We start from the raw sequence: 25531 nt of genomic DNA on the forward strand, positions 1-25531 counted from the left end.
GTAACTCGTCGGGCACACCCAGAATTGGTTCGGCACCCAACCGCCGGCACGCGTGCATGACAGTTGGCGGCACCCGGCCGCGCGCTGAAGATTCGGGGAGGCGGATACTGCCCGGTATGAGTTCCACCCTGGACGACCGTCGCTACGTGCTCACCCTGGGCTGCCCGGATCGTCCCGGCATCATCGCCCGCATCACCTCGTTCATCGCCGATTTCGGCGGGTCGATCGTGGAGGCGGGTTATCACTCCGACCTGGAAACCGGGTGGTTCTTCACCCGGCAGGCGCTCGAGGCCACCACCGTGCCGTTCGATCTGGACGAGCTGCGCAGTCGCTTCACCGCCGTCGCCGCCGACCTCGGCCCGGAGACCGACTGGCAGGTGCACGACTCCGGTGAACGCCGCCGCGCGGTGCTGCTGGTCTCCAAGGACGGCCACTGCCTGCACGACCTGCTCGGCCGGGCCACCAGCGGCGAGCTGCCCGCCACCATCGAGGCCGTCATCGGCAATCACCCGGACCTGGCCGGCATGACCGAGGCGCACGGCATCAAGTTCCACCACGTGCCCTTCCCCAAGGACCCGGCCGAACGCGGCCCGGCCTTCGAGCAGGTGCGCGATCTGGTCGACGCGCACGACCCGCACGCCGTGGTGCTGGCCCGGTTCATGCAGGTGCTGCCATCGGAGCTGTGCGAGCACTGGGCGGGCAAGGCCATCAATATCCACCACAGCTTCCTGCCGTCCTTCGTCGGCGCGCGCCCCTACCACCAGGCCTTCGCCCGCGGCGTCAAGCTGATCGGCGCGACCTGCCACTACGTCACCGCCGAGCTGGACGCGGGCCCGATCATCGAGCAGGACGTCACCCGCATCGACCACTCCGACACCGTGCGTGACATGGTCCGCCAGGGCCGCGATATCGAGCGCGTGGTGCTGGCCCGCGGCCTGCGCTGGCATCTCGAGGGCCGGGTGCTCGTGCACGGCCGCCGCACCGTCGTCTTCGAATAGGACCCGAAAAGCCAACGCCCGCGCCGGTTTTCCCAGGGCGGGCGTTGTCGTCTCCGAGGTCAGCCGGCGACGGCGACCGGGTCGCGGCGCGAGCGGCGGATCACACGGTGCAGCTCCACATTGAACGCCTTCTCGGCCTCGATGTTCACCAGGTGCCCGGTGGGCAGAATGGTGTACCGGTCGAGATGTCCGGCGACGGCGAGGGTGTCGGCGATCTCGCGCGAATGCACCTCCGGCAGCAGCCGATCGTGCGAGCCCGCGATCACCGTGGTCGGGACCGTCAAATGCGCTGCGGCACCGTGCAGATCGAGTTCGAGCAGGCCACGGGCCACGGCCGCGCGCACCGACGGGCGGCAGGAACGGACGATCGAGGTGCCGAAGAGGATCTGGTCACGGGTGGCGGCCGGAGTCATCAGCCGATGTTTGGCGATCAGGTTGACCGCGGGGCCGCCGGGCAGCGGCACCGGCGTGCCGAACAACGCCAGCGCCAGCCAGTCCGGGCCGGGGATCACATCATTGAGCAGCGGAATCACGGTGGCGCGGTTGGGAATCTGACGCGCGGCGGTGGTGGCCAGCAGCACTGCCGAGGCCCGATGCCGGACCTGGTGCGGATAGCGGTGGGCCCACGCCTGAATGGTCATGCCGCCCATACTGTGCCCGACCAGAACCGCGCGCCGGCCCGGGCGCAGCACCGCTTCGAGCACATCGGAGAGGTCGTCCGCGAGCTGATCGGCGCTGAAAGAGCGTGTGCCGCTCTCACTTTCGCCGTGGCCACGCTGATCGAACGCGATCACGCGGTATTCGCCGGCGAAGGCGTTGATCTGCGGGTTCCAGTATTCGATGGCGCAGGACCAGCCGTGCGCCAGCACGATGACATCGCCCTCGGCCGGACCGTAGGCGTGCACGCGCAGCCTCGCACCGTCACGCGTGGTGACGGGGATGACCTCGGTGGGACGCGGGGTGTTGAGCGATGCGGTCCGGTAGTTCCGGGACCGCAGCCCGGAGCGGAAGGGGGCGGTCAGCGCGTCGGCGCCGACACCGGCCTCTGGCAGTTTCACCAGCATGAGCACTCCTTTGTGTTCCAGACCACCGTAGCGCGCTAACCAAGGTGCTTGCAATAGCAAGCAGGGGATATATCTTCTTGCTCTACAACTATGTTCGCTGTGACTGCCGTCTCCGTTAAGGAACCTCAGGGGTGGACGAGCCCACCCCTCAGGCGCCCACCACCCGCGCGGGAATTCCGAACGCGGACTTCGCGATCCGGTCGAGTTCGGCATTGAACTCCCGGTACGCCTCGACATTCCCCAGGTGACCGGTCGGCAGGATCCGGTACCCGTCCAGGCTGCCGGTCGCGGTGAGCATCTCGACGATTCGCTCCGAGTGCACGGGCGGGGTCATGTCGTCGGCCGATCCGGCGATGACGGTGGTCGGCACGGTCAGGTTGGCCGCCCCGCGCCCGACATCCAGGTAGGACAGCAGGGTGCCGAACCGGCCGCGCACCCGCGCCCGGCACGAGCGCACGATGTTCAGACCGAAGGCGGCGACATCGCCGACCGCGGCCAGACTCATGATCTGCCGTCGGAACACCCACGTCACCGGCAGGATCGGCGGGAAGAGAATCGGGGCGCTCAGGCCGAGCAGGCCGACCAGGAACGGCAGCTTGGCGATACCCCGATTGAAGAACGGGACCACGGTGGTCTCGGCGATCAGGTCGCCGGCCGCGGTATTGGTGAGCAGCACCGCGAGCAGCTGCCGCTGCACCCGCTGCGGATACCGGCCCGCCCAGGCCTGAATCGTCATGCCGCCCAGACTGTGCCCCACCAGCACCGCGCGCCGGCCCGGCTTCAGCACGGCGTCCAGGACATCGGCGAGATCGTCCGCGAGCTGATCGGCGGTGAGCGGGGCAGTGCCCTCGTCGCTCTCGCCGTGGCCGCGCACGTCGTAGGCGATGACGCGGTATTCGCCCGCGAAGGCATTGATCTGGGGGTTCCAGTATTCGAGGCAGCAGGTCCAGCCGTGCACGAGAACGATCACATCGCCGTCGGCCGGACCGTAGGCGTGCACCCGGAGCCGGGCGCCATCGGAGGCGGTGACCGGGACGACCTCGTAGGGACCGACCGGCGGATTCAGATCCGTATTGCGGTAGGTCCGGGTACGCAGGTCCGCCCGGTGCTCGCGCACCAGGCCACGGACCTTCCGGCCGAGGTCCGCTCGGTGAGGCAGCGTTGCCCGCATAGGACACTCCTTTGTGTTACTGCTAGATACAGTAACCTGCGCAACCCCGTGCTTGCTAGTGCAAGCACCCGAAAAGTTCCCGAGCCGGAACCCACCTCACCCCCGGTCAGCGCATGGATGTGAAAAAAAATGACCGCCACCCGGATGATCCGGAGTGGCGGCCGAGTGTCTCGAACGCGAGTTACCAGCGCGGCCCGCGCTGGATCTCATCCACCTTCGGCCGGACATCGGCGAGGTAGACGCCGGTGGCCACGATCGCGGCGATACCGAGAATCCCCACCGGGGTCTGCGCCAGCAGCAGGGCGCCCAGCGACGCCAGCAGAATCGCGATCCACACCGGCTTGGTCAGCTTGTCCACGGCCGTGAAGGCATCCGGGCGCTGGCGAATCGCGTGCACGAGCGCGAACACCGTCATGCCGAGCGCACACAGCTGCAACACCGTCAAGATCAAGCTGGGGATTGCCATCACCTCACCCATCATACGGGTGAAGCCCTGCCCACCAGGGCTTCTCACCACGACACGGGTTGCGGAACCCCGATGACCACACCGCCCGGCGGCACCGCACCCTCCGAAGGGCGGCCGCGTCCCTCTGAACACGGCCGCCCTCGCACACGTGAGTGTGCGAGGGCGACAGGCTTTTTCGCGAAATGCGAGACTTACTTCTTGACGGGGGCAGCCTTCTTGGCAGGGGCCTTCTTGGCCGGAGCCTTCTTGGCGGCAGCCTTCTTGACCGGGGCGTCGTCCTCGACCGGAGCGGTCTCGGTGGTCACGTCCACGACCTCGGCGTCGACGGTCTCCTCGGCCTCGGCCTCTTCCTTGCCGGCGAGCCCGATGTAGGGGCCGACCTGGTCGGTCACCTTGCCGATGATGTCCTGGGTCTGCGACAACAGGTCGTTGTAGCGGGTCTCGACCTGCTCGAAGCGCTCCTCGAAAGCCGGGTTGCTGCGCAGCTTCTCGACGGTCTCCTCGCCGCGGGCGGCCAGGTCGGCGTACAGGTCCAGCAGCTGGTGGTAGTACTGGTCGACCAGCTTGCGCAGCTCCTCGGCGGTGGCCTTCTCGCGCAGCTCGGCCAGGTCCTCGGGCAGCTCGGACGGCAGCGCCTGCACGCGCTGGCGCAGGGTCTCGGCCTGCTCCTGCAGGTCGGCCGGGAGGTTGGCGACGCGCTCGCGGGCCTCGTCGATGCGGCCCTGGACGTCGGCGGAGGTGGCGCGCTCGCGGATCTGCGAGACGGCGTCGAGCACGGCGGCGTAGATGGCGTCACCGGCGCCGACCGTGGCGTAGATCGGCTTGGTCACGGTCGCGGTCAGGTTCGATTCGGTCATGATGGTTCGCTCTCCTGGCGTGGCGGAACTTCGGTTGTGCGGTGCGGAACCTCGTTGTCCCTGTTTCCCCCGGGAACGCCCCCCATTAGCTCCGTTGCGTCCCCTCTGTCCTCGTTCGCCTGGTTTTCCCGGCAAAACGATTCATAGATGTCCAGGAGGACCTGCTTCTGACGTTCTGTCAGGCCGGCATCGGCCAGCAGGGCATCCCGGACGGGGCCGTGCGGCCTCTGCTCGAGGTACCCGGCCCGCATGTACAAGACCTCCGAGGAGACCCGCAGACCCTTCGCGATCTGGGCGAGTACCTCGGCGGACGGGTTGCGCAGCCCGCGCTCGATCTGACTCAAGTACGGATTGCTCACCCCCGCCAGTTGTGCGAGCTGACGCAGCGAGACCTGGGCGGCCTCGCGTTGCGCCCGGATGAAGCCCCCGATGTCGTGAGCCGCGTTGGCTACGCGACCCGTCCGATCTCCGGCGGCGGACGTCTCCGCGCTGTCGCCCTCGATCGGTTCGGGAACCTCGGGATCGTGCTTCATCACTCACCTTCCGGCGGTTGTGCGGTCAATTCTAGGACGGGGTGCTAACTCTTGCAAGCGCTCTGCTAGCGCCGTTCACCAATGGCACGCGGCAAACAGCCGGCGCTCCGCCCGCAGCGCTTATTGGTCAAATGTTCAGCCATTGAACAGCAAATGCGAGATGGCATAGATGACCAGGCCCGCCAGCGAACCGATCACCGTGCCGTTGATGCGAATGAATTGCAGATCCTTGCCCGCCGCCAATTCGATCTTGCGACTGGCCTCCTCCGCGTCCCAGCGGGCAACGGTGTCGCTGACCAGCGACGCGAACTCGGCGCCGTAGTTCGTGACCAGGTACCGGACGCCGCGCTCCAGCCAGCCGTCCACCTGGTCGCGCATGGCGGCGTCGGTCGAGAGCCGCTCGCCCAGCTGCTGCACATTGTCGGCCACCTTGCGGCGGAGCGTGGAATTCGGATCGTCGGCCGACTCCAGGATCATGCGCTTGGCCGCCCGCCAGGTGGCCTGCGCCATCCCGGTGACCTCGCGCCGGCCCATGAGCTCGGTCTTGATCTTTTCCGCCTTTTCGATCATGGCGTCGTCGAATTGCAGATCGTGGGCGAAATCCTCGAGGAAGCGATTCGCCGCCAGCCGTACCTCGTGATCGGGCTGGGTGCGCACCTTCCAGGTGAATTCCACCAGCTCTCGATAAATGCGCTCGGCCAGCAACGAATTCACGAATTTCGGGGCCCAGGACGGCGCGTCCCGATTCACGATGCGGTCCAGCGTCTCCTGCGAGTCCAGCGCCCACTGGTGCGCACGCTCGGCCAGCAGGTCCAGCAGCGGAGCCTGCCGGTTGTCCGCGATCAGCTCGTTGAGCACCTTGCCGATGGGCGGACCCCACAGCGGCTCGGCGATGCGCTTGACGATGGTGTTGTCGATGATCTGCTCGACATCCTCGTCGCGCAGCACACCGATGACCGCGCGCAGTATGGTCGCGCTCTCGTCGGAGATGCGTTCCGCGTGCCCCGGTTCGGCCATCCAGCGGCCCAGCCGGAACGAAATCTGCGCGGAATTCACCTTGACGGCGACGGCATCCGGCGACAGGAAATTGGTGCGGACGAATTCGCCGAGTCCGGCGCCCACCTGATCCTTCTTCTTGCGGATGATCGCGGTGTGCGGAATCGGCAGGCCCAGCGGATGCCGGAACAGTGCGGTGACGGCGAACCAGTCGGCCAGCGCACCGACCATGCCGGCCTCGGAGGCGGCCTTCACATAGCCGACCCACTCACCGCCCGCGCCGCGCGAACTGATCCAGGCGCAGACGATGTAGATGATCGTGGCCGCGGCGAGAAAGCCGGTGGCAATGGCCTTCATGCGCCACAGTTCGCGCTTCTTGCCCTCTTCGTCCAGGAGATCGGCGAACGCTCCGCCGCCGTTGGGTGTGGTCTTCATCGGCGTCGGCTCGGTCGTGTCGAGTACCCCGGCACCGCCGGCAGGTTTCTCCATATCGTCCATTCTGGCGCGTGGTGTGATGAACCCCCCGCCACCGGGCCCTTCCCGATCGGCGACGATCCACAGCATGGGAGGCTTAAGCTGAATAGGCCCAGGCCCAGGACGCGAACAAGGAGCCAACGCAGCGTGACCACCAAAGGCAGCGTGAGTGCCGCAGTGGAGGCGGCCACCGGTCCACGCGGTGGTCGTGTCGACGGCCGCAAACGCCGCTGGCAACAGCACAAGATCGACCGGCGCGAGGAGCTGGTGGACGGCACCCTCGCCGCCATCCGCAAGCGCGGCGGCGATGCCGGCATGGATGAGATCGCCGCCGAGATCGGGGTCTCGAAAACCGTTCTCTACCGCTATTTCTCGGACAAGCAGGACCTGACCCGCGCCACCATGGAGCGGTTCATCGAGACCACGCTGATGCCGCGCATCTACGAGGCCATCAGCGACGACCTCGACGAGTATCAGCTGGTCCGCAATACCTTGGCGGCCTACGTGCACACGGTCGACTCGGATACCGATGTCTACCGGTTCATCATGGGCAACGGCTCGGCCACCGACACCTCCACCCTCGCCGATTTCGAGAAGCTCTTCGCGCAGGTGGTCTCGGCGGTCATCATCGACAAGTCCTTCGACCGCGGCATCCAGACCGAAGGCGCGATGCTGTGGTCCTACGTGCTGGTCGGTGGCGTGCAGCTGGCCACCGACTGGTGGATCTCCAACCGCACCATGTCCAGCGAGGAAATGCTCGACTACCTCACGATGATGGCGTGGAGCGCTATCGAGGGCATGGTCCGCGCGGGCGGCGACCGGCACTACTTCAACGCTCGCCCGCATGTGCTGCCGGACCCGGAAAACCGCGAAAACAGTGCTAGCTGACGGCTAGCACTCGAGTTCGCAGTGTGGTTAGGCTGAACCCGGCGGACCACACCACGGGGCATCCGCCGTGTCGGCACCAACGGGGGTGTTGGCTCCCATGGAGGGTCACTGATGGCGAAAGAGCTGCCCACATCCAGGCTTGCGCGGGGGACGAAGCTGGGAATTGCCGTCGCCGGTAATGCCTTGCGCGCCCAGAAGACTCGTCGATCCATGCGCGGCCGTTCCGAGGCCGTACGGGCGCGGATGGCCGAGGAGTCCATGATCCGGGCCACCGAGCAGATGGTCATGGTGCTGGGCACCATGAAGGGCGTGGCCATGAAGCTCGGTCAGATGCTGTCCGTGCTGGACCTGGATCTGGTGCCGCCGGAGCATCGGGAGCGGTTCCAGCGCCGGCTGGCGGTGCTGCGCGACAGCGCGCCCACGGTGTCGTTCGAGGTGATGCGAGCGGTCATCGAGGAGGACTTCGGGCAGTCACTGGAAGCCGTTTTCGCCGAATTCGGTCCGGAGCCCGTGGCCGCGGCCTCGATCGGGCAGGTCTACAAGGCGACGCTGCACGACGGGCGCGAGGTCGCGGTGAAGGTGCAGTACCCGGGCATCGACGTCGCGGTGCGCGCGGATCTGAAGAACCTGGCCATGTTCCGGCGCATCCTGCAGTCGGCCATGCCGTGGGTGACCCCGGCCGTGCTGGACGAACTGCGCCTGAATCTGGAGAGCGAACTCGACTACGTCGCGGAAGCCACTACCCAGAAACAGATTTCGGAATTGTTCACCGGGCACCCGTTCATCGTGGTGCCGACCACCTACCCGGAACTGTCCACTACCCGCGTGCTGGTGAGCGAGTACTTCCCGGGCCGCGGCTTCGACGAGATCCGGGAACTGCCCGCGGCGGAACGCAATCGGATCGGCGAGATCATCTACCGCTTCTACGTGGGCTCGCTGTTCACCTTCAACGAGTTCTGCGGCGACCCGCATCCGGGCAATCTGCTGCTGGGCCCGGACGGCCGGGTGGCGTTCCTGGACTTCGGGCTCTTCAACCGGATGGATCCCGAGCACGTGCAGTTCGAGGCCATCTGTATTCGCGCGGCGGCCGAGGAGCGGGCCGAGGATCTGCGCGATCTCATGGTCGAGCGCGGGGTCATCGATTCGCCGGAGGAGATCACGCCCGAGGAGTGCCTGGAATACGTGCTGGCGGCCTGCGAATGGGCGCTGGTGGACGAGGATCTCACCATCACCCCCGAATTGGCCTCCGGCGCTTTCGTACTGGCGGTGGATCCGCGGGCCAGCGAGTTCACCGGGATGAAGCAGCAGAATCTGCCGCCCGAGCATCTGTTCTCCCGGCGGGCCGACTTCCTCACCTTCGGCATGCTGGGGCAGCTGGAGGCCACCGGCAATTGGCATCGCATCGCGCGGGAGTGGCTCTACGGGGATGCGCCGGTCACCGAACTCGGCCGCGCCCATCACAACTGGCTGGCGAGCCGCCCGGCTCCGACGCCGACCACCGGGGGGCCGACCAAGAAGACCCGTAAACGCGCCGCCAAGGCGTGAAACCTCACCGACGGGAAAGAGAGCCATGGGCAACAGGGAATTCGACATCGTCCTATTCGGGGCGACCGGCTTCGTAGGCAAGTTGACCGCGCAGTATCTCGCCGAGGCGGCGCTGGCCGGTGCGCGCATCGCGCTGGCGGGGCGGTCGCCGGAGAAGCTGGCCGCCGTGCGCACGGAGCTCGGGGCGGCGGCAGCGGAATGGCCACTGGTGCAGGCGGATTCGACCGATCAGGCCAGCCTGGACGCGCTGGCGGCGCGCACCAGGGTGGTGGTCACCACCGTGGGCCCGTACCTGCGCTACGGATTGCCGCTGGTGCAGGCGTGCGCCGAGAACGGTACGCACTACGCCGATCTCACCGGTGAGCCGCTGTTCATCCGGGAGTGCATCGACCGCTTCGGCGAGCGGGCCGCCGAGACCGGCGCGAAGATCGTGAATTCCTGTGGCTACGACTCGATTCCGTCGGATCTGAGCGTGTATCAGCTGTACAAGCGCAGTGTCGCGGACAATGCCGGCGAGCTCACCGACGTCACCCTGGTGGCCTGGCTCAAGGGTGGGGCCAGCGGCGGCACCATCGATTCCGGGCGGGCCATGATGGAGGCCATCGCGGAGGATCCGAGCAAGGCGTCGGTGATGTCGCACCCGTATTCGCTGAGCCCCGACAAGGCCATGGAGCCCGATGTCGGGCGCCAGAGCGATCAGGCGCTCTCGCGGGCCTCGGCCATCGATCCGAGCCTGGACGGCTGGGTGGCGACCTTCGTCATGGGCGCGCACAACACCAAGATCGTGCGCCGCTCCAATGGCCTGCTGGGCTGGCCGTACGGCAAGAACTTCCGCTACCGGGAGGTCATGAGCGCGGGCTCCTCGGCCACCGCGCCGCTGGTCGCCGCCGGCATCGCGGGCGGAATCGTGGCCACCATGGCGGCGGGCGCGGTGCTCTCGCGAGTGGCCGTGGGCCGCAAGCTGATCGACCGCATCGTGCCCAAGCCGGGCACCGGGCCGAGCGAGCAGGCCCGGCGCAGCGGCTGGTTCACCATGCGCACCTTCGCGCACACCACCTCGGGCGCGAAGTACGAGTGCACCTTCGCCGGCAAGGGTGACCCGGGCTATCAGGCCACCTCGGTCATGCTGGGCCAGTCCGGCCTGTGCCTGGCCTTCGACAGCCTGCCGGAGCTGGCGGGCATTCTCACCCCGGCCTCGGCCATGGGTGACGCACTGACCGAGCGGCTGCGCGCGGCGGGCATCACCATCGAGGTCGCGCCCGTCTGACGCACCGCCGCGATCACGCCGGAGTGCTGTATTCCGCGATGAGCTCGCGGTAACGATCGAAGGCGGGCTTCGGCGTGTAATCCGAACGCAGGAGCCCGAATTCGAGGTTCATATCGCCCTGATCGCTGTAGGAGTCGCGCAGGCCGAAGTGCTCGTAGGTGGTGATGTTGAGCTCGCCCGCCAGACCGTCGACGAGACGCACCACGGTCCCGAGCATCTCGGCCTGCCGCGCGTAGGACCGGTCCGGCCCGGTGGCCCAGCCGTTTTCGGTGATGTGGATGGGGGTGGTGGCCGGAATGCCGGCGGCGGCGAGGCTTTCGCGGCGGAAGGCGGTCACCACCGCGGTGATGGCGGATTCCAGGCTCTCGGCGGCGATCGGGCGGAAGACGTCGGGGAAGAAATCCAGGCCCACATAGTCGAGCGCGGCGGCGAATTCGCGCCCGCCCCGACGGCCCAGATCGGTCCAGAACTCCTGTGCCGGATCGAAGATCGGTGTCGAGTTGCAGCCGATGCGGACCGCGAGCCCGAGCCGGTCGACCTCCGCGCGGGCGGCGCGCACCCCCTCGATGATGGCCTGCCGGACCTGCGGGTAGCTGCCGTTGCCACCGGGTCCGGCATGGTTGGGCTCCTCCGCGATCTGCAGTGAGCAGAGCACCGGTCCGTAGTCGCGAATCTGCTTGCGCAGAAACGCGAGCCAGCCGGTGAGGTCGTCGCCGGGTTCGTGGAAGCACACCACCAGATCGAGTTTCCGGTGCGCCGTGGCGTACTGCCAGGGCTGCGGCGGGGCCTGCTGGAACCCGCCGCGCGCGTCGCTGTAGAGGACGTAGCCGCGCACCACGAACGGATGCTCACCATGCAGTTCGTCCAGGGCCGCCGTGATGCGGTCGGCCCGTTCCGGTGGGCCGGGCGTGACATTGCCGAACTGATCGCCGGCGAGTCCGCCGGCATAGATGCCGAATCTGAGCGTCATGGTCCGACCGTATCTCAAATTTTGGTGTCACACCAATTTTAGTGTCACACCTATACTGCTCTGCGACAGGAAGGAGAGGTCGTTGGCACTGCGCGAGGAGAAGAAGCGCGCCACCCGGACCGCACTGGCCGACGCCGCCATGGCGTTGTTCGTGGAGAAGGGCTTCGACAAGGTGACGGTCGCCGAGGTAGCGCGCGCCGCGAACGTCTCGGTCAACACGGCGTTCAACTACTTCCCGACCAAGGAGGACCTGTTCTTCGACCGTCAGGACGAGGTCGCGAACCGGCTCGCCACCGCGGTGCGCGACCGCGCACCGGGCGAGTCGGCGGCCGCGGCCGTGCGGCGCGCCTTCCTCGACCGGGTGCGGCGCGACGATCCCACCCTCGGCCTCTCCCCCGGCGCCACCACCTTCTGGCGCCTGATCGACGACAGTCCTGCCCTGCAGGCCCGATTGCGCCGGCTCGGCGAGCAGACCGAGACCGCGCTGGCCGAGGCACTCGCCGAGGCCACCGGCACCAGCCCCGACGACCCCACCGCACGGCTCGTCGCGGCCGCCCTCGCCGGCCTGGATCGCGCGCTGCACGCGGAGATCCGCCGGGCCACGCTGGCGGGCGCGGACCCGGAGACGGTGCGCGCCACCGTGATCCGAGCGGCGGCCGACGGATTCGACACGGTGGTAGCAGGACTCGCCGATTACGCCACCCGGCGATAGCAACCCGCCGAATGAGTGCGGTAGGTCACAGATTGCGCGTGCCGGTGACAGCCAGCACCCGCAGAATCTCTCCGGTAGGGTCGCGGACGGGACGGAGGTGGTACCCAAGAAAGGGGGGTCGGCCACGTGAAATGGATCCTGACCCCGGACGAGTTCGCGATGATCTGGACCCGCGAAACCGATCTGGAACGCCGTCCCTATCCGCTCGACACGACTCCATCGGTGCCCGAAAATCTCGACGGCGCAGCGCAATTCGGGCCGATCACCTCGGGCGGAGCGCCGGCGCGCTTCCTGCGCCGCACCGATCCCGACCTGGCCGCGGCACTGGCCCTGTGCGCCCGCACGGACACCACCACCGTCACCCTGTACGGCGAGCGCACCGCCGGCCCGGAGGCCCGGCGCATTCTCGCCTTCGCGGCGGTGGCACAGCAGCGGGTAGGCATTCTGGTCTCGCTGCCGGACGCGGTGACGGTATCGCTCTGTCCCGCCGAGCAATTGGGGCGGGAACTGGTGGAGGTCATCGGGTCGGCGCCGCCGGGACGACTGGAGCCGCTGCGCGAACCTCAGCAGGCGGTGCTGTATCCCGACGCCGACGGCACCGGCGCGAAAGCCGACCACTTCCGCCGCAAACTGCGGGAACCGGTGGACGGGCGCGGATTCATCACCGTCACGGTCGAACCGGCGAATCCGCTGTCGCCGCCGACCCGGCATCGCACCTGGCTGGACTTCTCCGGCGACGGCCGCTATCTGCTGACCACGGCCGCCGACCTCACCCTGACCCCGGTCACCGATGAGGAATTGGCCGCGCAGCTGGTGCAACTGGCCCGGGTGTAAGTGCGGGCACCGGACGGGTTCGGCGCGGTTGCCTGCGAGAAACCAGGGCCCCGTGCTAGGCATGAAGAATGGCGAAGGCGACATCCTGGACGAAACCAATCACCACGGCGCTACGCGCCGACGGCGTCAGGGTGAGCGATCTGAACCCATCCGCGACTCCGGGTTTCAAGGGCGACAAACGCGCCGGCGAGGCCCTGCTCGAGGAACGCCGCGCCGTGTTGTCGGATCTGCAGGAAAAGCTGTATGCCAACGGCCGTTCCGGTGACACCCGCAGCGTGCTGCTGGTGCTGCAGGGTATGGACACCGCGGGCAAGGGCGGCATCGTCCGGCACGTGATCGGTTCGGTGGACCCGCAGGGCGTGGACCACGCGGCCTTCGGCGTGCCGACGCCGGAGGAACAGAAACACCACTATCTGTGGCGCATCCGCAAGAAGCTGCCGCGTGGCGGGCAACTCGGCGTGTTCGACCGCTCGCACTATGAGGACGTGCTGGTGGTGCGGGTGCACGAACTGGTCGCGCCGGAGGTGTGGGGCAAGCGCTACGACGAGATCAACAAGTTCGAGCGCAAGCTGGTGGACGACGGGACGACCGTGGTGAAGGTGGCCATGTTCGTCTCGCTGGACGAACAGAAGAAGCGGCTCATGCAGCGACTGGACCGGCCCGACAAGTACTGGAAGTTCAACCCGGGCGACATCGACGAGCGCGCGTACTGGCCGCAGTACCAGGAGGCGTACCAGGCGGTTCTGGATCGCACCAATACCGACTACGCGCCCTGGTACGTGCTGCCCTGCGATGCCAAGTGGTACGCGCGGCTGGCCGTCACCGAACTGCTCATCGACGCCCTGCAGGGCCTGAAGCTGGACTGGCCGCCCGCGCTCTTCGATGTCGCCGAACAGAAAAAACGTCTCATCCGGGGGTGATTCACACCCCTGCCGGGTGAATTCTCGCCGTTGACCACGGAAAATCGCTTGCCGCAGCGCGCCGGGCGCGACTCGGCACGCGCACATGCAGCTTTCTCTCAGGTTCTCGGGTGAAGATGGGCGCGCACGTGTCGTGACAACGGAAGGCGTGGTGAGCGCAGAGGTGAGCACTAAACCGGGTGACCGTAACAATCCGCTCGCGAAAGCGGCGCGGGCCGACCGGAACCGCAAGATCTTCATCCAGGTCGGCGTGGCCGCAGTCCTGGTCGGTCTGGTGGCGGCCATCGGCATCGGTCTGGCGATCCGCAAGCACGACGACAACAAGGGCACGACGGCCGCGTCGTCGGCCTCGTTCGCCCCGGCCGTCACCCACGATCCGAGCACGGGCGCGATTCCGCCGAACGTCACCCCCGGTGGCGCCATCCGCATCGGCAATCCGGACGCCAAGGCGAAGATCCAGATCGTCGCCGACCTGCAGTGCCCGGCCTGCAAGATGTTCGAGGGTTACAACTCCGACGTGCTGGCCAAGGCGGTCCAGAACGGTTCCGCCACTATCGATTACAACATCATCTCCTTCCTGGACCGGGCCTCCAACGGCAATCAGTACTCGACCCGCGCGGCCAATGCCGCCTATGTGGTCGCCAGCGCGGACCCGTCGAAGTTCCAGGCCTGGCTGGGCACCATGTTCGGCAAGCAGCCGCCGGAGAACGGCAACGGCATGACCGATGACCAGCTCATCCAGATCGCGGCCGACGCCGGATACACCGATCCGCAGGTGGCGCAGGACATTCGGGACGGCAAGTACATCCAGTTCGTGAAGGACGCGACCAAGGCGGTCTTCGCCACCGGGCTGCAGTCCACCCCGACCGTGTACGTGAACGGCAGCCAGGTGCAGGACGCCAAGACGCTCATGAGCCCGGGCGGCATGACCTCGGCGATCGAGAACGCGAGCAAGTGATGATCGCGGCAGGTCCCCGCTCGGCCTGGCCGCTGCTGCTGGCTGCGTTGATCGGCTGGGCGGCGTCGGTGACGCTGCTGGTGGAGAAGTTCAAGTCGCTGACCGAGCCCGGCTACAAGCCGATCTGCTCCATCGATCAGACCCTCTCGTGCTCGACGGTCATGGAATCGCCGACCGCGTCGATGTTCGGATTCCCCAATCCGATCATCGGCGTGGTGGGGTTCTCGGTCTTCGTGACCATCGGCGTGCTGCTGGTGTGCGGAATCGCCCTGCCGCGCTGGTTCTTCGGCGCCATGTGGTTCGGCCTGCTGCTCGGCGTGGCGTCCATCTGCTACCTGGTGTGGGACGCGGTGTTCAAGATTCACGCGCTGTGCCCGTGGTGCATGGTGGTGTGGGTGGTGACGCCGGCGCTGCTGGCCATCGTGACCAATGTGCTGTGGGGACGCTCGCGGGGACTGCTGCAGATCCTGGTGGAGTGGCGGTGGACGCTGGTCGCCGTCTTCTATGCGGTGGTCATCCTGATCGTGTACCTCCAGTTCCAGTCGTACTGGAACAGCAAGTTCTAGTTGGGCGGGCCGACGGTGAGCGTCACGTTCACCGTCCGGTGTCCGCCGTTCGGGTCGCTGACCTCGAGCCGCACCACATCGTCCGGTCTATGGGCGTTGAGTGCGGCTTTCAGCATTTGTGAGCTGGTGATGGCGCGGTCGTCGAGGGCGGTGATGACCTCGCCGTCGGTGAGTCCGGCCTCGTAGGCGGGCAGTCCGTAGATGGACACGTCGATGCGCGCCCCGGCCGGCTGCGCGTCGGAGGTGAGGATGCCCAGGGTGGCGGTGGGGCCGATGTGCACGGTGTCGGTCGGTGTGCCGGAACGGATCTGGCGGACCACGTTCATGGCGGTGTCGATGGGCACGGCATAACCGTTGGGGCCCTTGCCCATTGCCTTCTGCATGTCGCCCGAGGCGGCGGTGACGACGCCGATGACCGAGCCGTAGCGGTCCACCAGCGCGCCGCCGGACTGCCCGGCGGCCACCGCGGCCGCGACCTCGATCATGCCGTGCAGCGATTTCCGCGACAGGTCGGCGGCATTGCGGGCCACGATGGCCGAATCCAGATTGGTGATGGGCCCGCCCACCGCGGTCGGCGAGCCGGTGCCGCCCGCATTGCCGATGGCCAGCACGGCGTCGCCCAGGTGCAGTGGGGCGGAGTTGCCGATATGGGCGACCGGGAGCCCGCCGGCGCCGTTCAGATCCAGCACAGCGATATCGGCGCCGGAGTCGTAGCCCGCGACGGTGGCGGTGTAGGTCGCGCCGGTTCCGACATCCGAAACCGTCACGGTGTCAGCGCCTTTGATGACGTGATGGCTGGTGAGCACCTCGCCCTCGGCGGTCAGCACGATGCCCGAGCCGGCAGCGCCCAGTCCGTAGGGGCGGATACCGGCGGTGATGTTCACCAGCGCCGGTTCGGCCACCCGCGAGACCAGATCGACGTCCAGCGGCGGCAGCGACGGGCCGGCCAGCTCGGCGGTGGTGGCGTCGTCACGGAACGGCCAGCGCGGCAGTTCGCCGCGGTAACCGAGGAATCCGGTGATGCCGAGAACGGCGGCGACGACCAGTGCCAGGATGCGCCTGCCCCGGCCGGGCCGACGGCCCCGGGCCGAGTAGGGGCCGGTAGCGCCGCCCGCCGGATGAACCCCGTGCGTGTCGCTGTCCACGGACCCTCCCGATTGCGGTTCGCCCGCAGGCTCGAGCATGTCTGTCTATTGGTGTACCAGTATTTCAATGGCTCAGTGCCGCAACAGCCAACATGGCCAGCACCCCGGCCAGTGTGCACAGCAGCGGTCCCCGGGCGGGTTTGCCCGCATGTGCCTCGGGCAGGATATCGGCCGTGGCGAGATAGAGCAGGAAGCCCGCGAAATAGCCGAGATACAGGCCGACCAGTTCGGCGGGCACCCGCACCAGCGTGCCGATGATCGCGCCGACCACCGGGGCGATGGCATCCAGTCCCAGCATGATCAAACCGCGTGTGCGGGCATTGCCGTACAGCGTGGTCAGGGTGAAAGTGTTGAATCCGTCGGCGAAGTCGTGGCAGATGACCGCGATGGCCACCGCCACGCCGACCGCCGCGCCGGCCTGGAAACCGAAGCCGATGCTGAGGCCGTCGAGGGTGGAGTGGAACACCAGGCCCGCGCCCGCGAGCAGGCCCAGCGAGGAGAAGTCGTGATTGTGCCGGTGCGCGACGAATTCGTCCTCGTAGCCGGTGTGCAGGGCCATCGAGCGCTCGATCACGTGCACGGTGAAGAAACCGACCACCGCGGCCAGCAGCGGCACCGGCACGCCGAGCGCGATGCGGCTGTTCTGCTCCAGCGCGTCGGGCATCAGGTCGAAGGCCACCACGCCCAGCATGACCCCCGCGGCCAGCCCGAGCACCAGCCGCTTGCGATCACCGATGTGCACCGCCAGCAGCCCGCCGATCAGGGTTGCGCACATGGAGAGCAGGGAGAGCAGAATGGCCACTCCGCCAGCATGACGCCGTTGGCAGTCCGATTGCCACGCCGCGCCGCGGGTGAGAAATCGAACGATCGGTTGTTCATTTCGGGCATGCGGCGGTAGGCATGACCTCATGAGCACTGCTACCGCCTACGCGGTCTCCGCCCCGGACGCGGCTTTCGAGAAGATCGCCATCGAGCGCCGCGAACTGGGCCCATACGACGTGCTGATCGACGTCAAGTACGCCGGCATCTGCCACTCCGACATCCACACCGCCCGCAACGAGTGGCGCGGAACCGCCTACCCGTGCGTCCCCGGGCACGAGATCGCCGGCATCGTGGCCGCGGTCGGCTCCGACGTGACCCGGCATCGGGTCGGCGATCGGGTCGGGGTGGGCTGCCTGGTCGACTCCTGCGGGCACTGCGACCCGTGTCTGGCCGGCGAACAGCAGTACTGCGAGAACGGGGCGGTCTGGACCTACAACAGCCCGGTGCCCGCCGAACAGCAGGCGGGCGGGCGCACCCTCGGCGGCTACGCCACGCAGATCGTGGTGACCGAGGGTTTCGTGCTGGCCATTCCGGAGGGCATCGGGCTGGATGTGGCCGCGCCGCTACTGTGCGCGGGCATCACCCTGTTCTCACCGCTGCGGCACTGGCACGCCGGGCCGGGCAAGCGGGTCGCCATCATCGGTATGGGCGGGCTGGGGCACATCGGCGTGAAGATCGCCGCGGCCATGGGCGCGGAGGTCACCGTCCTCAGCCACTCGCTGTCCAAGCAGGAGGACGGCCTGCGGTTCGGGGCGCACCATTACTACGCCACCGGTGATCGCGACACCTTCAAGAAGCTGCGCGGATCCTTCGACCTCATCATCAACACCGTCTCCGCCGACCTGCCGATCGAGGACTACCTCAAACTGCTGCGGCTGGACGGCAGCCTGGTGGCGCTCGGCCTGCCCGAGCAGCCTTACAGCGTGCGCGCTTCCGCGCTGGCGGGCCTCCGCCGTTCGCTGTCCGGCTCGATGATCGGCGGCATTCCGCAGACCCAGGAGATGCTGGACTTCTGCGCCGAGCACGGCATCGGCGCGGAGATCGAGGTGATCGCCGCCGACCGCATCGACGAGGCCTACGAGCGGGTGATCGCCTCCGACGTGCGCTACCGCTTCGTCATCGACGCCGCCACCATGTGAGCCCGCGGGCGTGTTTCGCGCCGGCCGCCCGGCCGGCGCAAAACACCCTGTGCCGCTTAGTGTCCCGACTGATCGCGCAGAGCCTGCTTGGCAGCGTCCTGCACCTTGTCCACCGCACCGGCGAACTTGCCGTCGGTCTGCTGGTCCACCAGATCGCCGGCCTTGTCGATCAGCGGCTCCAGCTTGTCTGCGTGCTGGCCCGCCAGCTCCGCCGCCTTACCCGCCGCGTCCTTCAACTGGTCGAACATGCCCACGATCCACACTCCTGTCTCGAATCAACCTCCGTGACAGGCTATCTCCGCGGCGCGGCGGGAGCGGCGGGGCTCAGTTCGCGGGCGGCGGGCTGAAGACGCCGAAGCGGTTGCCCGAGGTGTCGAGCAGCTCGGCGAAGACCAGGCCGTTCTTGGCGGTGACGGGCTGCAGGAAGACCTTGCCGCCTTCCTTCTCGGCCGCGGCCAGTACCGCGGGCACGTCCTGGACCAGCACGTAGAAGATGGCGTGGTTGCCGGAAGCGTCGTCCTGATGCGCGATACCGCCCGCGGGCATCTCGTTACCCGGATAGGTGACGATGTCGTACTTGCCGTCTTCGTCCGGGTCCGGAGCGAAGTTCCAGCCGAACAGTTCCCGGTAGAAGGCCTTCACCTGTTCGGGCTCATTGCTGCCGACCTGGAACCAGGCGACGGTGTTGAAGGGCGGAGTGGTCATCTCTGTCTCCCGAAGAGTCATGGTGGATTTCCTTGCCCCACCACGATCTCCGGGCCCGGCGACAACCCCCTGTCGGTGTTTCGCGATTTTTTGCCGGTGTTCGCCGGCCTAGCCGAGCGAGATCATCCGCACCTCGTGCACCGGCTCGTCCGGGCGGCACATGTCGATGGTCCGCTCCGGCCCGATCCACTCCGTCAGCTCGATGCCCTTCATCCGGTCGAGCCGGAAGTTGCGCGGTTCGTCGCGCAGCCGGCACCAGGCCAGCAGATACCAGCCATTGGTCCCGTGCAGCAGCGCCACCGGCTCCACCTCGCGCTGGCTGAGCACCCCCGAGCCATCCAGATATTCGATGCGCAGCACCCGCCGCGCCACCACCGCCTGCTCCACCTCCGCCGGGATCGGCATCGGCGCGACGGCCTCCGGCGACTCCAGGAGTCGCACCCGCAACGCCAATTGCCGTGCCGCATCGGCATTCTGCTGGGACATGGCGGCCAGGATCTTGCGCAGGGCACTGCGGCCGGCCGCCGCGAAGGGCCCACCATCGGCGCGGGCCACGGCGACCGCCAGCGCCACCGCCTCGGCCGCGGTGAAGTTCAGCGGCGGCAGTGACATGCTCTTCTCCAGCGCGTACCCACCCCGCCGCCCCACATCGGCGTAGATGGGAACCCCCGACTGCTGCAGCGCGCTGATGTCCCGCTCGACGGTGCGCACGCTCACCCCGTGCCGCGCGGCCAATTCCCGTGCGGTCCGCAGACGCGGGGACACCGCCCGCAACTCCTCGACAATCGCGTAGAGCCGATCCGTGCGGTTCACGCCCACACCGTAGCGGCACCCACCGACAATCCCGGGTCGGCGCTCAGCGCCCCGACTTCCAGGGCGGATCCGGCGGCACCTGATCCCCCTTCTGGTTGTAGGTGTCGTTGTACTGCTTCTCGGTCTCGGGATCGTCCACCGGCTGATCGCTCTTACCCGTCGGATCCATGCCCACTGCCTTTCTCGAAAACCTGTGTCCCGCACGCTAATCATCGGTTCATGACCGATTCGTGACGCCGGACGCACGGAATCCCGGTCCGATCGGAGGATCGGACCGGGATTCCGTGCGTCTGCGTGTCGCCGCTGGCGCCGTTGGGTGAGCGCTTCCGTGCCGGGCGGCTTCGCTACCGCCTCAGGCGGTTTCGCCCGCGGCGGCCTCCGCGCGGCGGCGGACGCGGCGTGCCGCGGCGACCATATTGCGGAGGGACGGGTCGAGCTGCCAGTGGTGGCGGGTCTTCAGGCCGCCGTCCGGGTTGGCCCACAGGCGTTCCGGGGTGACGGCTTCCGCTGCGGCGGTGAGCAATTCGTCCAGCTCGTCGATGTCCGGGATCCGGGCGGAACGGGACTCGTACACACCCGGTCCGACGCCGTGGGTGAGACCGCGGCCTTCGGCGCAGTCCTCCTTCAGCGCCTCCAGCACCCACTCGATGGAGCGGGTGGCGACGATGGCGGTGACGTCCGCGTCGAGTTCCTCGATGGCCGCCACCACGTCACCGCGGCTGGAATAGCCGATGTGCGTGTGGATCTGGGTCTCCGGAGCGACGCCGGAGGTGGCCAGCTTGAACGCGCCGACGGCCCAGCGCAGGTATTCGGCCTGGCCCTTCTTGCGCAGCGGGAGCAGCTCGCGGATGGACGGCTCGTCCACCTGGATGATGACGATGCCCGCCTTCTCCAGGTCCACCACCTCGTCGCGGATGGCCAGCGCCACCTGGTCGGCGGTCTCGTAGAGCGGCTGATCCTGGCGCACGAAGGAGCGGGCCAGCATGGTGACCGGGCCGGTGACCATGCCCTTGACCGGCTTGTCGGTGAGGGACTGGGCGTACGCGGTCCACGACACCGACATCGGTTCGGGGCGCGACACGTCGCCGTACACGATCGGCGGCCGCACGCACCGGGATCCGTACACCTGCACCCAGCCGAAATGGGTGGTGGCGAAGCCGTCCAGCAGCTCCGCGAAGTACTGGATCATGTCGTTGCGCTCATGCTCGCCGTGCACCAGCACGTCGAGGCCGATGTCCTCCTGCAGCCGGATGGTGGACTCGATCTCGGCTTCGATGCGCTTGCGATACTCCTCGTAGGACAGCCGGCCCTGACCGAGGTCGTGGCGCGCCTGCCGGGCCGTCTCGGTCTGCGGGAACGAGCCCAGCGTGGTGGCGGGCACCACCGGCAGCCGAAGCTTGGCCTGCTGCGCGACCTTTCGCGTCTCGTAGGGCTCGCGCACCCGCATCTGCGGGGTGATGGCGTAGACGCGCTGGCGCACCGCGTGCTTCTGCTTGAAGTGCACCGAGGTCGGCTTCCGGCGCCACTTCTCCGAGGGGCCCTCGGTGAGCGCCTTGGCCAGCGAAACCACTTCCAGCACCTTCTGTTTGGCGAAGGCGAGGCGGTCGGCGACGGGACCCTCGAGCTCGTATTCGACGAGCACGTCGTAGGGCACGTGCAGCAGCGTGGCGCCGGTGGAGACCACCATGTCGGGGCAGACCTGAGCGAGGGCGTTCAGGTATTCCAGCGTCACGAACCGGTCGGCACGCCACACATTGGTGCCGCTGATGACACCGGCGTAGAGCCGCTTGCGCCTGATGCCGGGGATCTTGGCCAGTTCCTCCGGCACGACCCGATAGCTGGCCAGGTCGAGACCGATGGCCTCCACCGAAGTGCGGCACAGGATTTCGATGGCCTCACCGAAATCGCCGTACTGCCCGGTGACCAGCATGCGCGGGCGCAGCGGGGCCTTGGACAGCTGCTGATAGGTCTTCTCGAACAGCTCCATCGTGGACGGCGAACGGTCGCTGGTGAAACAGGGCTCGTCCAGCTGCACGCAGGTGGCGCCGCGCTTGGCGAGGATCTCGAACAGTTCCTCGTACACCGGCAGCAGCTTGTCCAGCAGCACCAGCTTGTCGAATTCGGTCTCGCCGGGAACGTGGCCGGTCTTGGACAGCAGCAGCAGCGACAGCGGTCCGAGGATCACCGGCCGCAGCTCGATGCCGGCCGCCTTGGCGCGATCGAACTCGTCCAGCAGCGCCTCGGGGTGCAGAGAGAATTCGGTGTCGGGCTCGAGTTCCGGCTGCCGGTAGTGGTACGGCGTGTTCAGCAGTTTCACCAGCTCCAGCGGCGGCAGATCCGGCCGCCCACGAGCCATCAGGAAGTAGAAGTCCAGCGGGTCCAAGCCTTCTCGGAAGGGCTCGAACCGCTGGGGGACCGCACCGAACAGCAGTGCGTTGTCGAGAATGTGGTCGTAGAAGGAGAAGGTGTTGCCGGGGACCTGCGTCAACCCGGTGGCGGCCAGCTCCAGGTACTGGCTCTCCTGAATCTCGCGCCCGACGGCCAGCAGCTCGTCGCGCGACAGCGTGCCGTGCCAATAGGACTCGAGCGCGCGCTTGAGTTCCCGATGCGGACCGATCCGCGGGTATCCCAGGATGCTGGATCCGAACCCGTCGGTGACGTTGACCATCTGAACGGACACTCCTTCCGAGCTGCCGGTCCCGAACGACCTGGTTGCAGCTTATGCCCGGTTGCGGTGGACGCCGCCACATGCCCGGCGGCGCGCACCTTGGGTGAAAAAACACGATGCGCTCACGCGACCACCCGCGTGAGCGCATCGAAACGCCATGGAAAGGCTCAGATCACGCGCGGTTGTACTGGTAGAAGCCCGCACCGGCCTTCTTGCCCAGCAGGCCCGCCTCGACCATCCGCATGAGCAGCGGCGGCGCGGAGTACAGCGGCTCCTTGAACTCGGCGTACATGGAGTCCGCGATGGACTTCACGGTGTCGAGGCCGACCAGATCGGTGAGCGCCAGCGGGCCCATCGGGTGGGCACAGCCCAGCACCATGGCCTTGTCGACGTCTTCCTTGGTGGCGAAACCGGATTCGACCATGCGGATTGCGGAGAGCAGGTAGGGCACCAGCAGCGCGTTCACCACGAAGCCGGAGCGGTCGGCGGAGCGCACGACCTGCTTGCCCAGGATGTCGGCGGCGAACTGCTCGGCGCGCTTGGTGACGGTCTCGGTGGTCTTGAGGGTGGTGACCAGCTCGACGAGCGGCAGCACCGGCACCGGGTTGAAGAAGTGCATGCCGACCACCCGCTCCGGGTTGTTGGTCGCCACTGCGATCTTCATGATCGGAATGGAGGAGGTGTTGGAGGCCAGCACCGCGTTCGGATCGGTGACGACCTTGTCGAGTTCGGCGAAGATGGCGGTCTTCACGTCCTCGTTCTCCACGACGGCCTCGACGACCAGCTGACGGTCGGCGAAGTCGCCGAGGTCGGAGGTGAAGCGCAGCCGCCAGGCGGCCTGCTCCCGCTCGCGCTCGGTGATCTTGCCGCTGGACACCCCGCGGTCCAGCGACCGCAGAATGCGGGCCCGGCCGGCGGCGGCGAGTTCCCGGGTCTGCTCGAACACGAGCACGTCGACGTGCGCCCGCGCGCAGACCTCGGCGATACCCGCGCCCATCTGTCCGGCGCCGATGATGCCGACGCGCTGAATCTTTTCGCTGCTCACGTCCCGCTCCGTTCCGCCTCCCCGCAACTTTTGCGGGCGGCTGAGTGCCGTTGCCACTTCTGCATCCGTGCCTGCGTCAAGTGCCGAACCGATTTCGGTCGTACCCGGTGAGTTACCCCTACCGTTACGAAATCAGTTGTCCGGTACCGAACGCCGCCAGTCGGCCGTCGTAGCTGTGGGTGAAGGCGTCGGACTGAATTCGACCCTGCGCCTTCTTAAGGTCTCAGAAGAAATATAGGGAAATGCCCTCCCCGCCGGGGCTGTCGACGGGAAGGGCGGGTGAACACCGCCGGGAGAGGCTTGCCATCTCTCCCGGCGGCTTCGAGGTTCCCGGGGCGGCGGAGGTTGTGATGCGACTACCGCCCCGGGTACAGGTCCTCAGAACCTGTTGTGGCTCAGTGGAACTGGCCCTCTTCGGTGGAACCCTTCAGCGCCGCGGTCGAGGTGTTGGGGTCGACCGTGGTGGCGATGGTGTCGAAGTAGCCGGCGCCGACCTCACGCTGGTGCTTGACGGCGGTGAAGCCACGCTCGGCGGCGGCCTTGAACTCGCGCTCCTGCAGGTCGACGAAGGCGGTCATGCCCTCGCGGGCGTAGCCGTGGGCCAGGTCGAACATGCCGTAGTTCAGCGAGTGGAAGCCGGCCAGGGTGATGAACTGGAACTTGAAGCCCATGGCGCCGAGCTCACGCTGGAACTTCGCGATGGTCGCGTCGTCCAGGTGCGCCTTCCAGTTGAAGGACGGCGAGCAGTTGTAGGCCAGCAGCTGGTCCGGGAACTCGCCGCGGACGGCCTCGGCGAACTTGCGCGCGACCTCGAGGTCCGGCACGCCGGTCTCCATCCAGATGAGGTCGGCGTAGGGGGCGTAGGCCTTGGCACGCGCGATGCAGGGCTCGATGCCGTTCTTGGTGCCGAAGAAGCCCTCGGCGGTACGGGTGCCGTCCAGGAACTCACGGTCGCGCTCGTCCACATCGGAGGTGATGAGGGTGGCGGCCTCGGCGTCGGTGCGGGCGATGATCACCGACGGCACGTCGGCGACGTCGGCGGCCAGACGCGCGGAGGTCAGGGTGCGGATGTGCTGCTGGGTGGGGATCAGCACCTTGCCGCCCAGGTGGCCACACTTCTTCTCGGAGGCCAGCTGGTCCTCCCAGTGCACGCCGGCCGCGCCGGAGGCGATCATGGCCTTCTGCAGCTCGTAGGCGTTCAGCGCGCCACCGAAGCCGGCCTCGGCGTCGGCGACGATCGGGGCCAGCCAGTTGGCGACCGAGGTGTCACCCTCGACCTTGGCGATCTCGTCGGCGCGCAGCAGCGCGTTGTTGATGCGGCGGACGACGGCCGGAACCGAGTTGGCCGGGTACAGCGACTGGTCCGGGTAGGTGTGGCCGGACAGGTTCGCGTCACCGGCAACCTGCCAACCCGACAGGTAGATGGCCTTCAGGCCCGCGCGGACCTGCTGCACAGCCTGGTTACCGGTGAGGGCGCCCAGGGAGTTGATGTAGTCCTCGTTGTTGACGAGATCCCAGAGGATCTCGGCACCGCGGCGGGCGAGGGTGTGCTCCTCGACGACGGTGCCCTGCAGCTTCACGACCTGATCGGCGGTGTAGTTGCGGGTGACGCCCTTCCAGCGGGGGTTGGTGTCCCAATCCTGCTGGAGTTCCGCAGCGGTCTTCGGGGTGCCGACCTTCGACATCTCTGACTCCACTTCTTCGTTCGGTCTCGGTAGCCCCGCGGATCGAACCAAGCACCGGATCCGGGAGCGAGGATGTTCGACCACTGCTGGAGCAGCAATTTGCAGACTTGCTAGGCCCGCGAGGTGTACTTCCACACGATGGCACAGGAAAAAATATGCGTCTACCTGTTGCAAGTGTGAATCCCCGCTAGCTTTCACCAGCATTTTGCTAACCCTGCAAAATTTGCTTGCGAATAGCAGCGGTGAAATCTACTTGCCGGTAGCGCTGACGTGCGGTTTTGCATAACGCC

The 25531-nt window shown here is 67.5% G+C and carries 26 protein-coding genes; 10 read left to right on the top strand and 16 right to left on the bottom strand.

Annotated elements, in window-relative coordinates:
* The first annotated feature begins 116 nt into the window (after positions 1 to 116).
* On the top strand, positions 117 to 998 hold the full coding sequence (gene purU, locus ACQP1O_RS40275) for a formyltetrahydrofolate deformylase (RefSeq protein WP_433563503.1): 882 nt from the start codon (positions 117 to 119) through the stop codon (positions 996 to 998).
* A gap of 59 nt (positions 999 to 1057) precedes the next feature.
* On the opposite strand, the gene ACQP1O_RS40280 is transcribed toward purU, so the two are convergent.
* The 6 genes from ACQP1O_RS40280 to ACQP1O_RS40305 form a co-directional block, all read right to left on the bottom strand.
* Complete coding sequence (locus tag ACQP1O_RS40280) at positions 1058 to 2062, bottom strand: alpha/beta fold hydrolase (RefSeq protein WP_433563504.1); 1005 nt, start codon at positions 2060 to 2062, stop codon at positions 1058 to 1060.
* Between the two features lie 148 nt (positions 2063 to 2210).
* A complete protein-coding gene (locus ACQP1O_RS40285; RefSeq protein ID WP_433563505.1) occupies positions 2211 to 3233 on the bottom strand; it encodes an alpha/beta fold hydrolase in 1023 nt (340 codons plus the stop codon).
* 181 nt (positions 3234 to 3414) lie between these two features.
* Positions 3415 to 3711 carry a DUF2516 family protein gene (locus ACQP1O_RS40290; protein WP_433567957.1) on the bottom strand — a complete coding sequence of 99 codons (297 nt, stop codon included), beginning with the start codon at positions 3709 to 3711 and terminating at the stop codon, positions 3415 to 3417.
* Between the two features lie 179 nt (positions 3712 to 3890).
* Complete coding sequence (locus tag ACQP1O_RS40295) at positions 3891 to 4556, bottom strand: heparin-binding hemagglutinin (protein WP_433563506.1); 666 nt, start codon at positions 4554 to 4556, stop codon at positions 3891 to 3893.
* Positions 4553 to 5089, bottom strand: a complete 537-nt coding sequence (locus tag ACQP1O_RS40300; RefSeq protein WP_433563507.1) for a helix-turn-helix domain-containing protein — start codon at positions 5087 to 5089, stop codon at positions 4553 to 4555. The genes ACQP1O_RS40295 and ACQP1O_RS40300 overlap by 4 nt, the downstream gene beginning before the upstream one ends.
* A gap of 135 nt (positions 5090 to 5224) precedes the next feature.
* Positions 5225 to 6520 (bottom strand): DUF445 domain-containing protein, encoded by a 1296-nt coding sequence (locus tag ACQP1O_RS40305; protein WP_433567958.1) that lies wholly within the window; start codon positions 6518 to 6520, stop codon positions 5225 to 5227.
* 186 nt (positions 6521 to 6706) lie between these two features.
* On the opposite strand from ACQP1O_RS40305, the gene ACQP1O_RS40310 reads away from it, so the two are divergent.
* The 3 genes from ACQP1O_RS40310 to ACQP1O_RS40320 all read left to right on the top strand — a co-directional run bounded on the left by ACQP1O_RS40310 (position 6707) and on the right by ACQP1O_RS40320 (position 10259).
* Positions 6707 to 7447, top strand: coding sequence for a TetR/AcrR family transcriptional regulator (locus ACQP1O_RS40310; protein WP_379389195.1), 741 nt, complete (start codon positions 6707 to 6709; stop codon positions 7445 to 7447).
* 111 nt (positions 7448 to 7558) lie between these two features.
* The gene (locus ACQP1O_RS40315; protein ID WP_433563508.1) at positions 7559 to 8992 is read left to right on the top strand and encodes an ABC1 kinase family protein; all 1434 of its coding nucleotides are present in this window, start codon (positions 7559 to 7561) and stop codon (positions 8990 to 8992) included.
* Positions 8993 to 9017: 25 nt separating this feature from the next.
* Positions 9018 to 10259 carry a saccharopine dehydrogenase family protein gene (locus ACQP1O_RS40320; RefSeq protein WP_433563509.1) on the top strand — a complete coding sequence of 414 codons (1242 nt, stop codon included), beginning with the start codon at positions 9018 to 9020 and terminating at the stop codon, positions 10257 to 10259.
* 13 nt (positions 10260 to 10272) lie between these two features.
* Here ACQP1O_RS40320 and ACQP1O_RS40325 read toward each other — a convergent pair whose 3' ends face one another.
* Positions 10273 to 11229 carry a hypothetical protein gene (locus ACQP1O_RS40325; RefSeq protein ID WP_433563510.1) on the bottom strand — a complete coding sequence of 319 codons (957 nt, stop codon included), beginning with the start codon at positions 11227 to 11229 and terminating at the stop codon, positions 10273 to 10275.
* A gap of 82 nt (positions 11230 to 11311) precedes the next feature.
* Here ACQP1O_RS40325 and ACQP1O_RS40330 point away from each other — a divergent pair, with 82 nt between their 5' ends.
* The 5 genes from ACQP1O_RS40330 (at position 11312) to ACQP1O_RS40350 (ending at position 15219) form a co-directional block, all read left to right on the top strand.
* Positions 11312 to 11941 (top strand): TetR/AcrR family transcriptional regulator, encoded by a 630-nt coding sequence (locus tag ACQP1O_RS40330; protein WP_433563511.1) that lies wholly within the window; start codon positions 11312 to 11314, stop codon positions 11939 to 11941.
* A 126-nt stretch (positions 11942 to 12067) separates the two neighbouring features.
* Positions 12068 to 12775 (top strand): ESX secretion-associated protein EspG, encoded by a 708-nt coding sequence (locus ACQP1O_RS40335; RefSeq protein WP_433563512.1) that lies wholly within the window; start codon positions 12068 to 12070, stop codon positions 12773 to 12775.
* A 68-nt stretch (positions 12776 to 12843) separates the two neighbouring features.
* Positions 12844 to 13695, top strand: coding sequence for a polyphosphate kinase 2 family protein (locus tag ACQP1O_RS40340; protein ID WP_433563513.1), 852 nt, complete (start codon positions 12844 to 12846; stop codon positions 13693 to 13695).
* 163 nt (positions 13696 to 13858) lie between these two features.
* Positions 13859 to 14653: a DsbA family protein gene (locus tag ACQP1O_RS40345; RefSeq protein WP_433563514.1), complete on the top strand. Its 795-nt coding sequence runs from the start codon at positions 13859 to 13861 to the stop codon at positions 14651 to 14653.
* Positions 14653 to 15219, top strand: a complete 567-nt coding sequence (locus tag ACQP1O_RS40350; protein WP_433567959.1) for a vitamin K epoxide reductase family protein — start codon at positions 14653 to 14655, stop codon at positions 15217 to 15219. Before ACQP1O_RS40345 ends, ACQP1O_RS40350 begins: the two co-directional genes overlap by 1 nt.
* Here the strand turns inward: ACQP1O_RS40350 and ACQP1O_RS40355 are convergent.
* Both ACQP1O_RS40355 and ACQP1O_RS40360 read right to left on the bottom strand, forming a co-directional pair.
* Complete coding sequence (locus ACQP1O_RS40355) at positions 15216 to 16364, bottom strand: S1C family serine protease (protein ID WP_433563515.1); 1149 nt, start codon at positions 16362 to 16364, stop codon at positions 15216 to 15218. The two genes, ACQP1O_RS40350 and ACQP1O_RS40355, sit on opposite strands and share 4 nt — an antisense overlap.
* Before the next feature lie 64 nt (positions 16365 to 16428).
* Entirely contained in the window at positions 16429 to 17166 is a 738-nt protein-coding gene (locus ACQP1O_RS40360) for a ZIP family metal transporter (protein ID WP_433563516.1), read from the bottom strand.
* 106 nt (positions 17167 to 17272) lie between these two features.
* Here ACQP1O_RS40360 and ACQP1O_RS40365 point away from each other — a divergent pair, with 106 nt between their 5' ends.
* Positions 17273 to 18325: an NAD(P)-dependent alcohol dehydrogenase gene (locus ACQP1O_RS40365; RefSeq protein WP_433563517.1), complete on the top strand. Its 1053-nt coding sequence runs from the start codon at positions 17273 to 17275 to the stop codon at positions 18323 to 18325.
* 56 nt (positions 18326 to 18381) lie between these two features.
* Here the strand turns inward: ACQP1O_RS40365 and ACQP1O_RS40370 are convergent, their stop codons facing one another.
* The 7 genes from ACQP1O_RS40370 to aceA all read right to left on the bottom strand — a co-directional run bounded on the left by ACQP1O_RS40370 (position 18382) and on the right by aceA (position 25241).
* A complete protein-coding gene (locus tag ACQP1O_RS40370) occupies positions 18382 to 18573 on the bottom strand; it encodes an antitoxin (protein ID WP_433563518.1) in 192 nt (63 codons plus the stop codon).
* Positions 18574 to 18649: 76 nt separating this feature from the next.
* Entirely contained in the window at positions 18650 to 19030 is a 381-nt protein-coding gene (locus ACQP1O_RS40375) for a VOC family protein (protein WP_433563519.1), read from the bottom strand.
* 108 nt (positions 19031 to 19138) lie between these two features.
* Positions 19139 to 19843, bottom strand: coding sequence for a helix-turn-helix transcriptional regulator (locus ACQP1O_RS40380; protein WP_433563520.1), 705 nt, complete (start codon positions 19841 to 19843; stop codon positions 19139 to 19141).
* Between the two features lie 43 nt (positions 19844 to 19886).
* Positions 19887 to 20012: a hypothetical protein gene (locus tag ACQP1O_RS40385; RefSeq protein WP_364620331.1), complete on the bottom strand. Its 126-nt coding sequence runs from the start codon at positions 20010 to 20012 to the stop codon at positions 19887 to 19889.
* A gap of 183 nt (positions 20013 to 20195) precedes the next feature.
* Positions 20196 to 22511 (bottom strand): 5-methyltetrahydropteroyltriglutamate--homocysteine S-methyltransferase, encoded by a 2316-nt coding sequence (gene metE, locus ACQP1O_RS40390; protein ID WP_433563521.1) that lies wholly within the window; start codon positions 22509 to 22511, stop codon positions 20196 to 20198.
* A gap of 172 nt (positions 22512 to 22683) precedes the next feature.
* Positions 22684 to 23556: a 3-hydroxybutyryl-CoA dehydrogenase gene (locus tag ACQP1O_RS40395; protein WP_354847064.1), complete on the bottom strand. Its 873-nt coding sequence runs from the start codon at positions 23554 to 23556 to the stop codon at positions 22684 to 22686.
* Positions 23557 to 23951: 395 nt separating this feature from the next.
* Positions 23952 to 25241, bottom strand: coding sequence for an isocitrate lyase (gene aceA / locus ACQP1O_RS40400; protein WP_433563522.1), 1290 nt, complete (start codon positions 25239 to 25241; stop codon positions 23952 to 23954).
* Between the last annotated feature and the right edge of the window lie 290 nt (positions 25242 to 25531).

Source organism: Nocardia sp. CA-151230, from assembly GCF_050942175.1.
In the GTDB taxonomy this organism is placed as follows: domain Bacteria; phylum Actinomycetota; class Actinomycetes; order Mycobacteriales; family Mycobacteriaceae; genus Nocardia.

Excerpts from the sequence above, each read along its gene's own strand:
- purU (WP_433563503.1), top strand. The coding sequence starts at position 117 with ATGAGTTCCACCCTGGACGACCGTCGCTACGTGCTCACCCTGGGCTGC.
- ACQP1O_RS40280 (WP_433563504.1), bottom strand. The coding sequence starts at position 2,062 with ATGCTGGTGAAACTGCCAGAGGCCGGTGTCGGCGCCGACGCGCTGACC.
- ACQP1O_RS40285 (WP_433563505.1), bottom strand. The coding sequence starts at position 3,233 with ATGCGGGCAACGCTGCCTCACCGAGCGGACCTCGGCCGGAAGGTCCGT.
- ACQP1O_RS40290 (WP_433567957.1), bottom strand. The coding sequence starts at position 3,711 with ATGGGTGAGGTGATGGCAATCCCCAGCTTGATCTTGACGGTGTTGCAG.
- ACQP1O_RS40295 (WP_433563506.1), bottom strand. The coding sequence starts at position 4,556 with ATGACCGAATCGAACCTGACCGCGACCGTGACCAAGCCGATCTACGCC.
- ACQP1O_RS40300 (WP_433563507.1), bottom strand. The coding sequence starts at position 5,089 with ATGAAGCACGATCCCGAGGTTCCCGAACCGATCGAGGGCGACAGCGCG.
- ACQP1O_RS40305 (WP_433567958.1), bottom strand. The coding sequence starts at position 6,520 with ATGAAGACCACACCCAACGGCGGCGGAGCGTTCGCCGATCTCCTGGAC.
- ACQP1O_RS40315 (WP_433563508.1), top strand. The coding sequence starts at position 7,559 with ATGGCGAAAGAGCTGCCCACATCCAGGCTTGCGCGGGGGACGAAGCTG.
- ACQP1O_RS40320 (WP_433563509.1), top strand. The coding sequence starts at position 9,018 with ATGGGCAACAGGGAATTCGACATCGTCCTATTCGGGGCGACCGGCTTC.
- ACQP1O_RS40325 (WP_433563510.1), bottom strand. The coding sequence starts at position 11,229 with ATGACGCTCAGATTCGGCATCTATGCCGGCGGACTCGCCGGCGATCAG.
- ACQP1O_RS40340 (WP_433563513.1), top strand. The coding sequence starts at position 12,844 with ATGGCGAAGGCGACATCCTGGACGAAACCAATCACCACGGCGCTACGC.
- ACQP1O_RS40350 (WP_433567959.1), top strand. The coding sequence starts at position 14,653 with ATGATCGCGGCAGGTCCCCGCTCGGCCTGGCCGCTGCTGCTGGCTGCG.
- ACQP1O_RS40365 (WP_433563517.1), top strand. The coding sequence starts at position 17,273 with ATGAGCACTGCTACCGCCTACGCGGTCTCCGCCCCGGACGCGGCTTTC.
- ACQP1O_RS40370 (WP_433563518.1), bottom strand. The coding sequence starts at position 18,573 with ATGTTCGACCAGTTGAAGGACGCGGCGGGTAAGGCGGCGGAGCTGGCG.
- ACQP1O_RS40375 (WP_433563519.1), bottom strand. The coding sequence starts at position 19,030 with ATGACCACTCCGCCCTTCAACACCGTCGCCTGGTTCCAGGTCGGCAGC.
- ACQP1O_RS40385 (WP_364620331.1), bottom strand. The coding sequence starts at position 20,012 with ATGGATCCGACGGGTAAGAGCGATCAGCCGGTGGACGATCCCGAGACC.
- metE (WP_433563521.1), bottom strand. The coding sequence starts at position 22,511 with ATGGTCAACGTCACCGACGGGTTCGGATCCAGCATCCTGGGATACCCG.
- aceA (WP_433563522.1), bottom strand. The coding sequence starts at position 25,241 with ATGTCGAAGGTCGGCACCCCGAAGACCGCTGCGGAACTCCAGCAGGAT.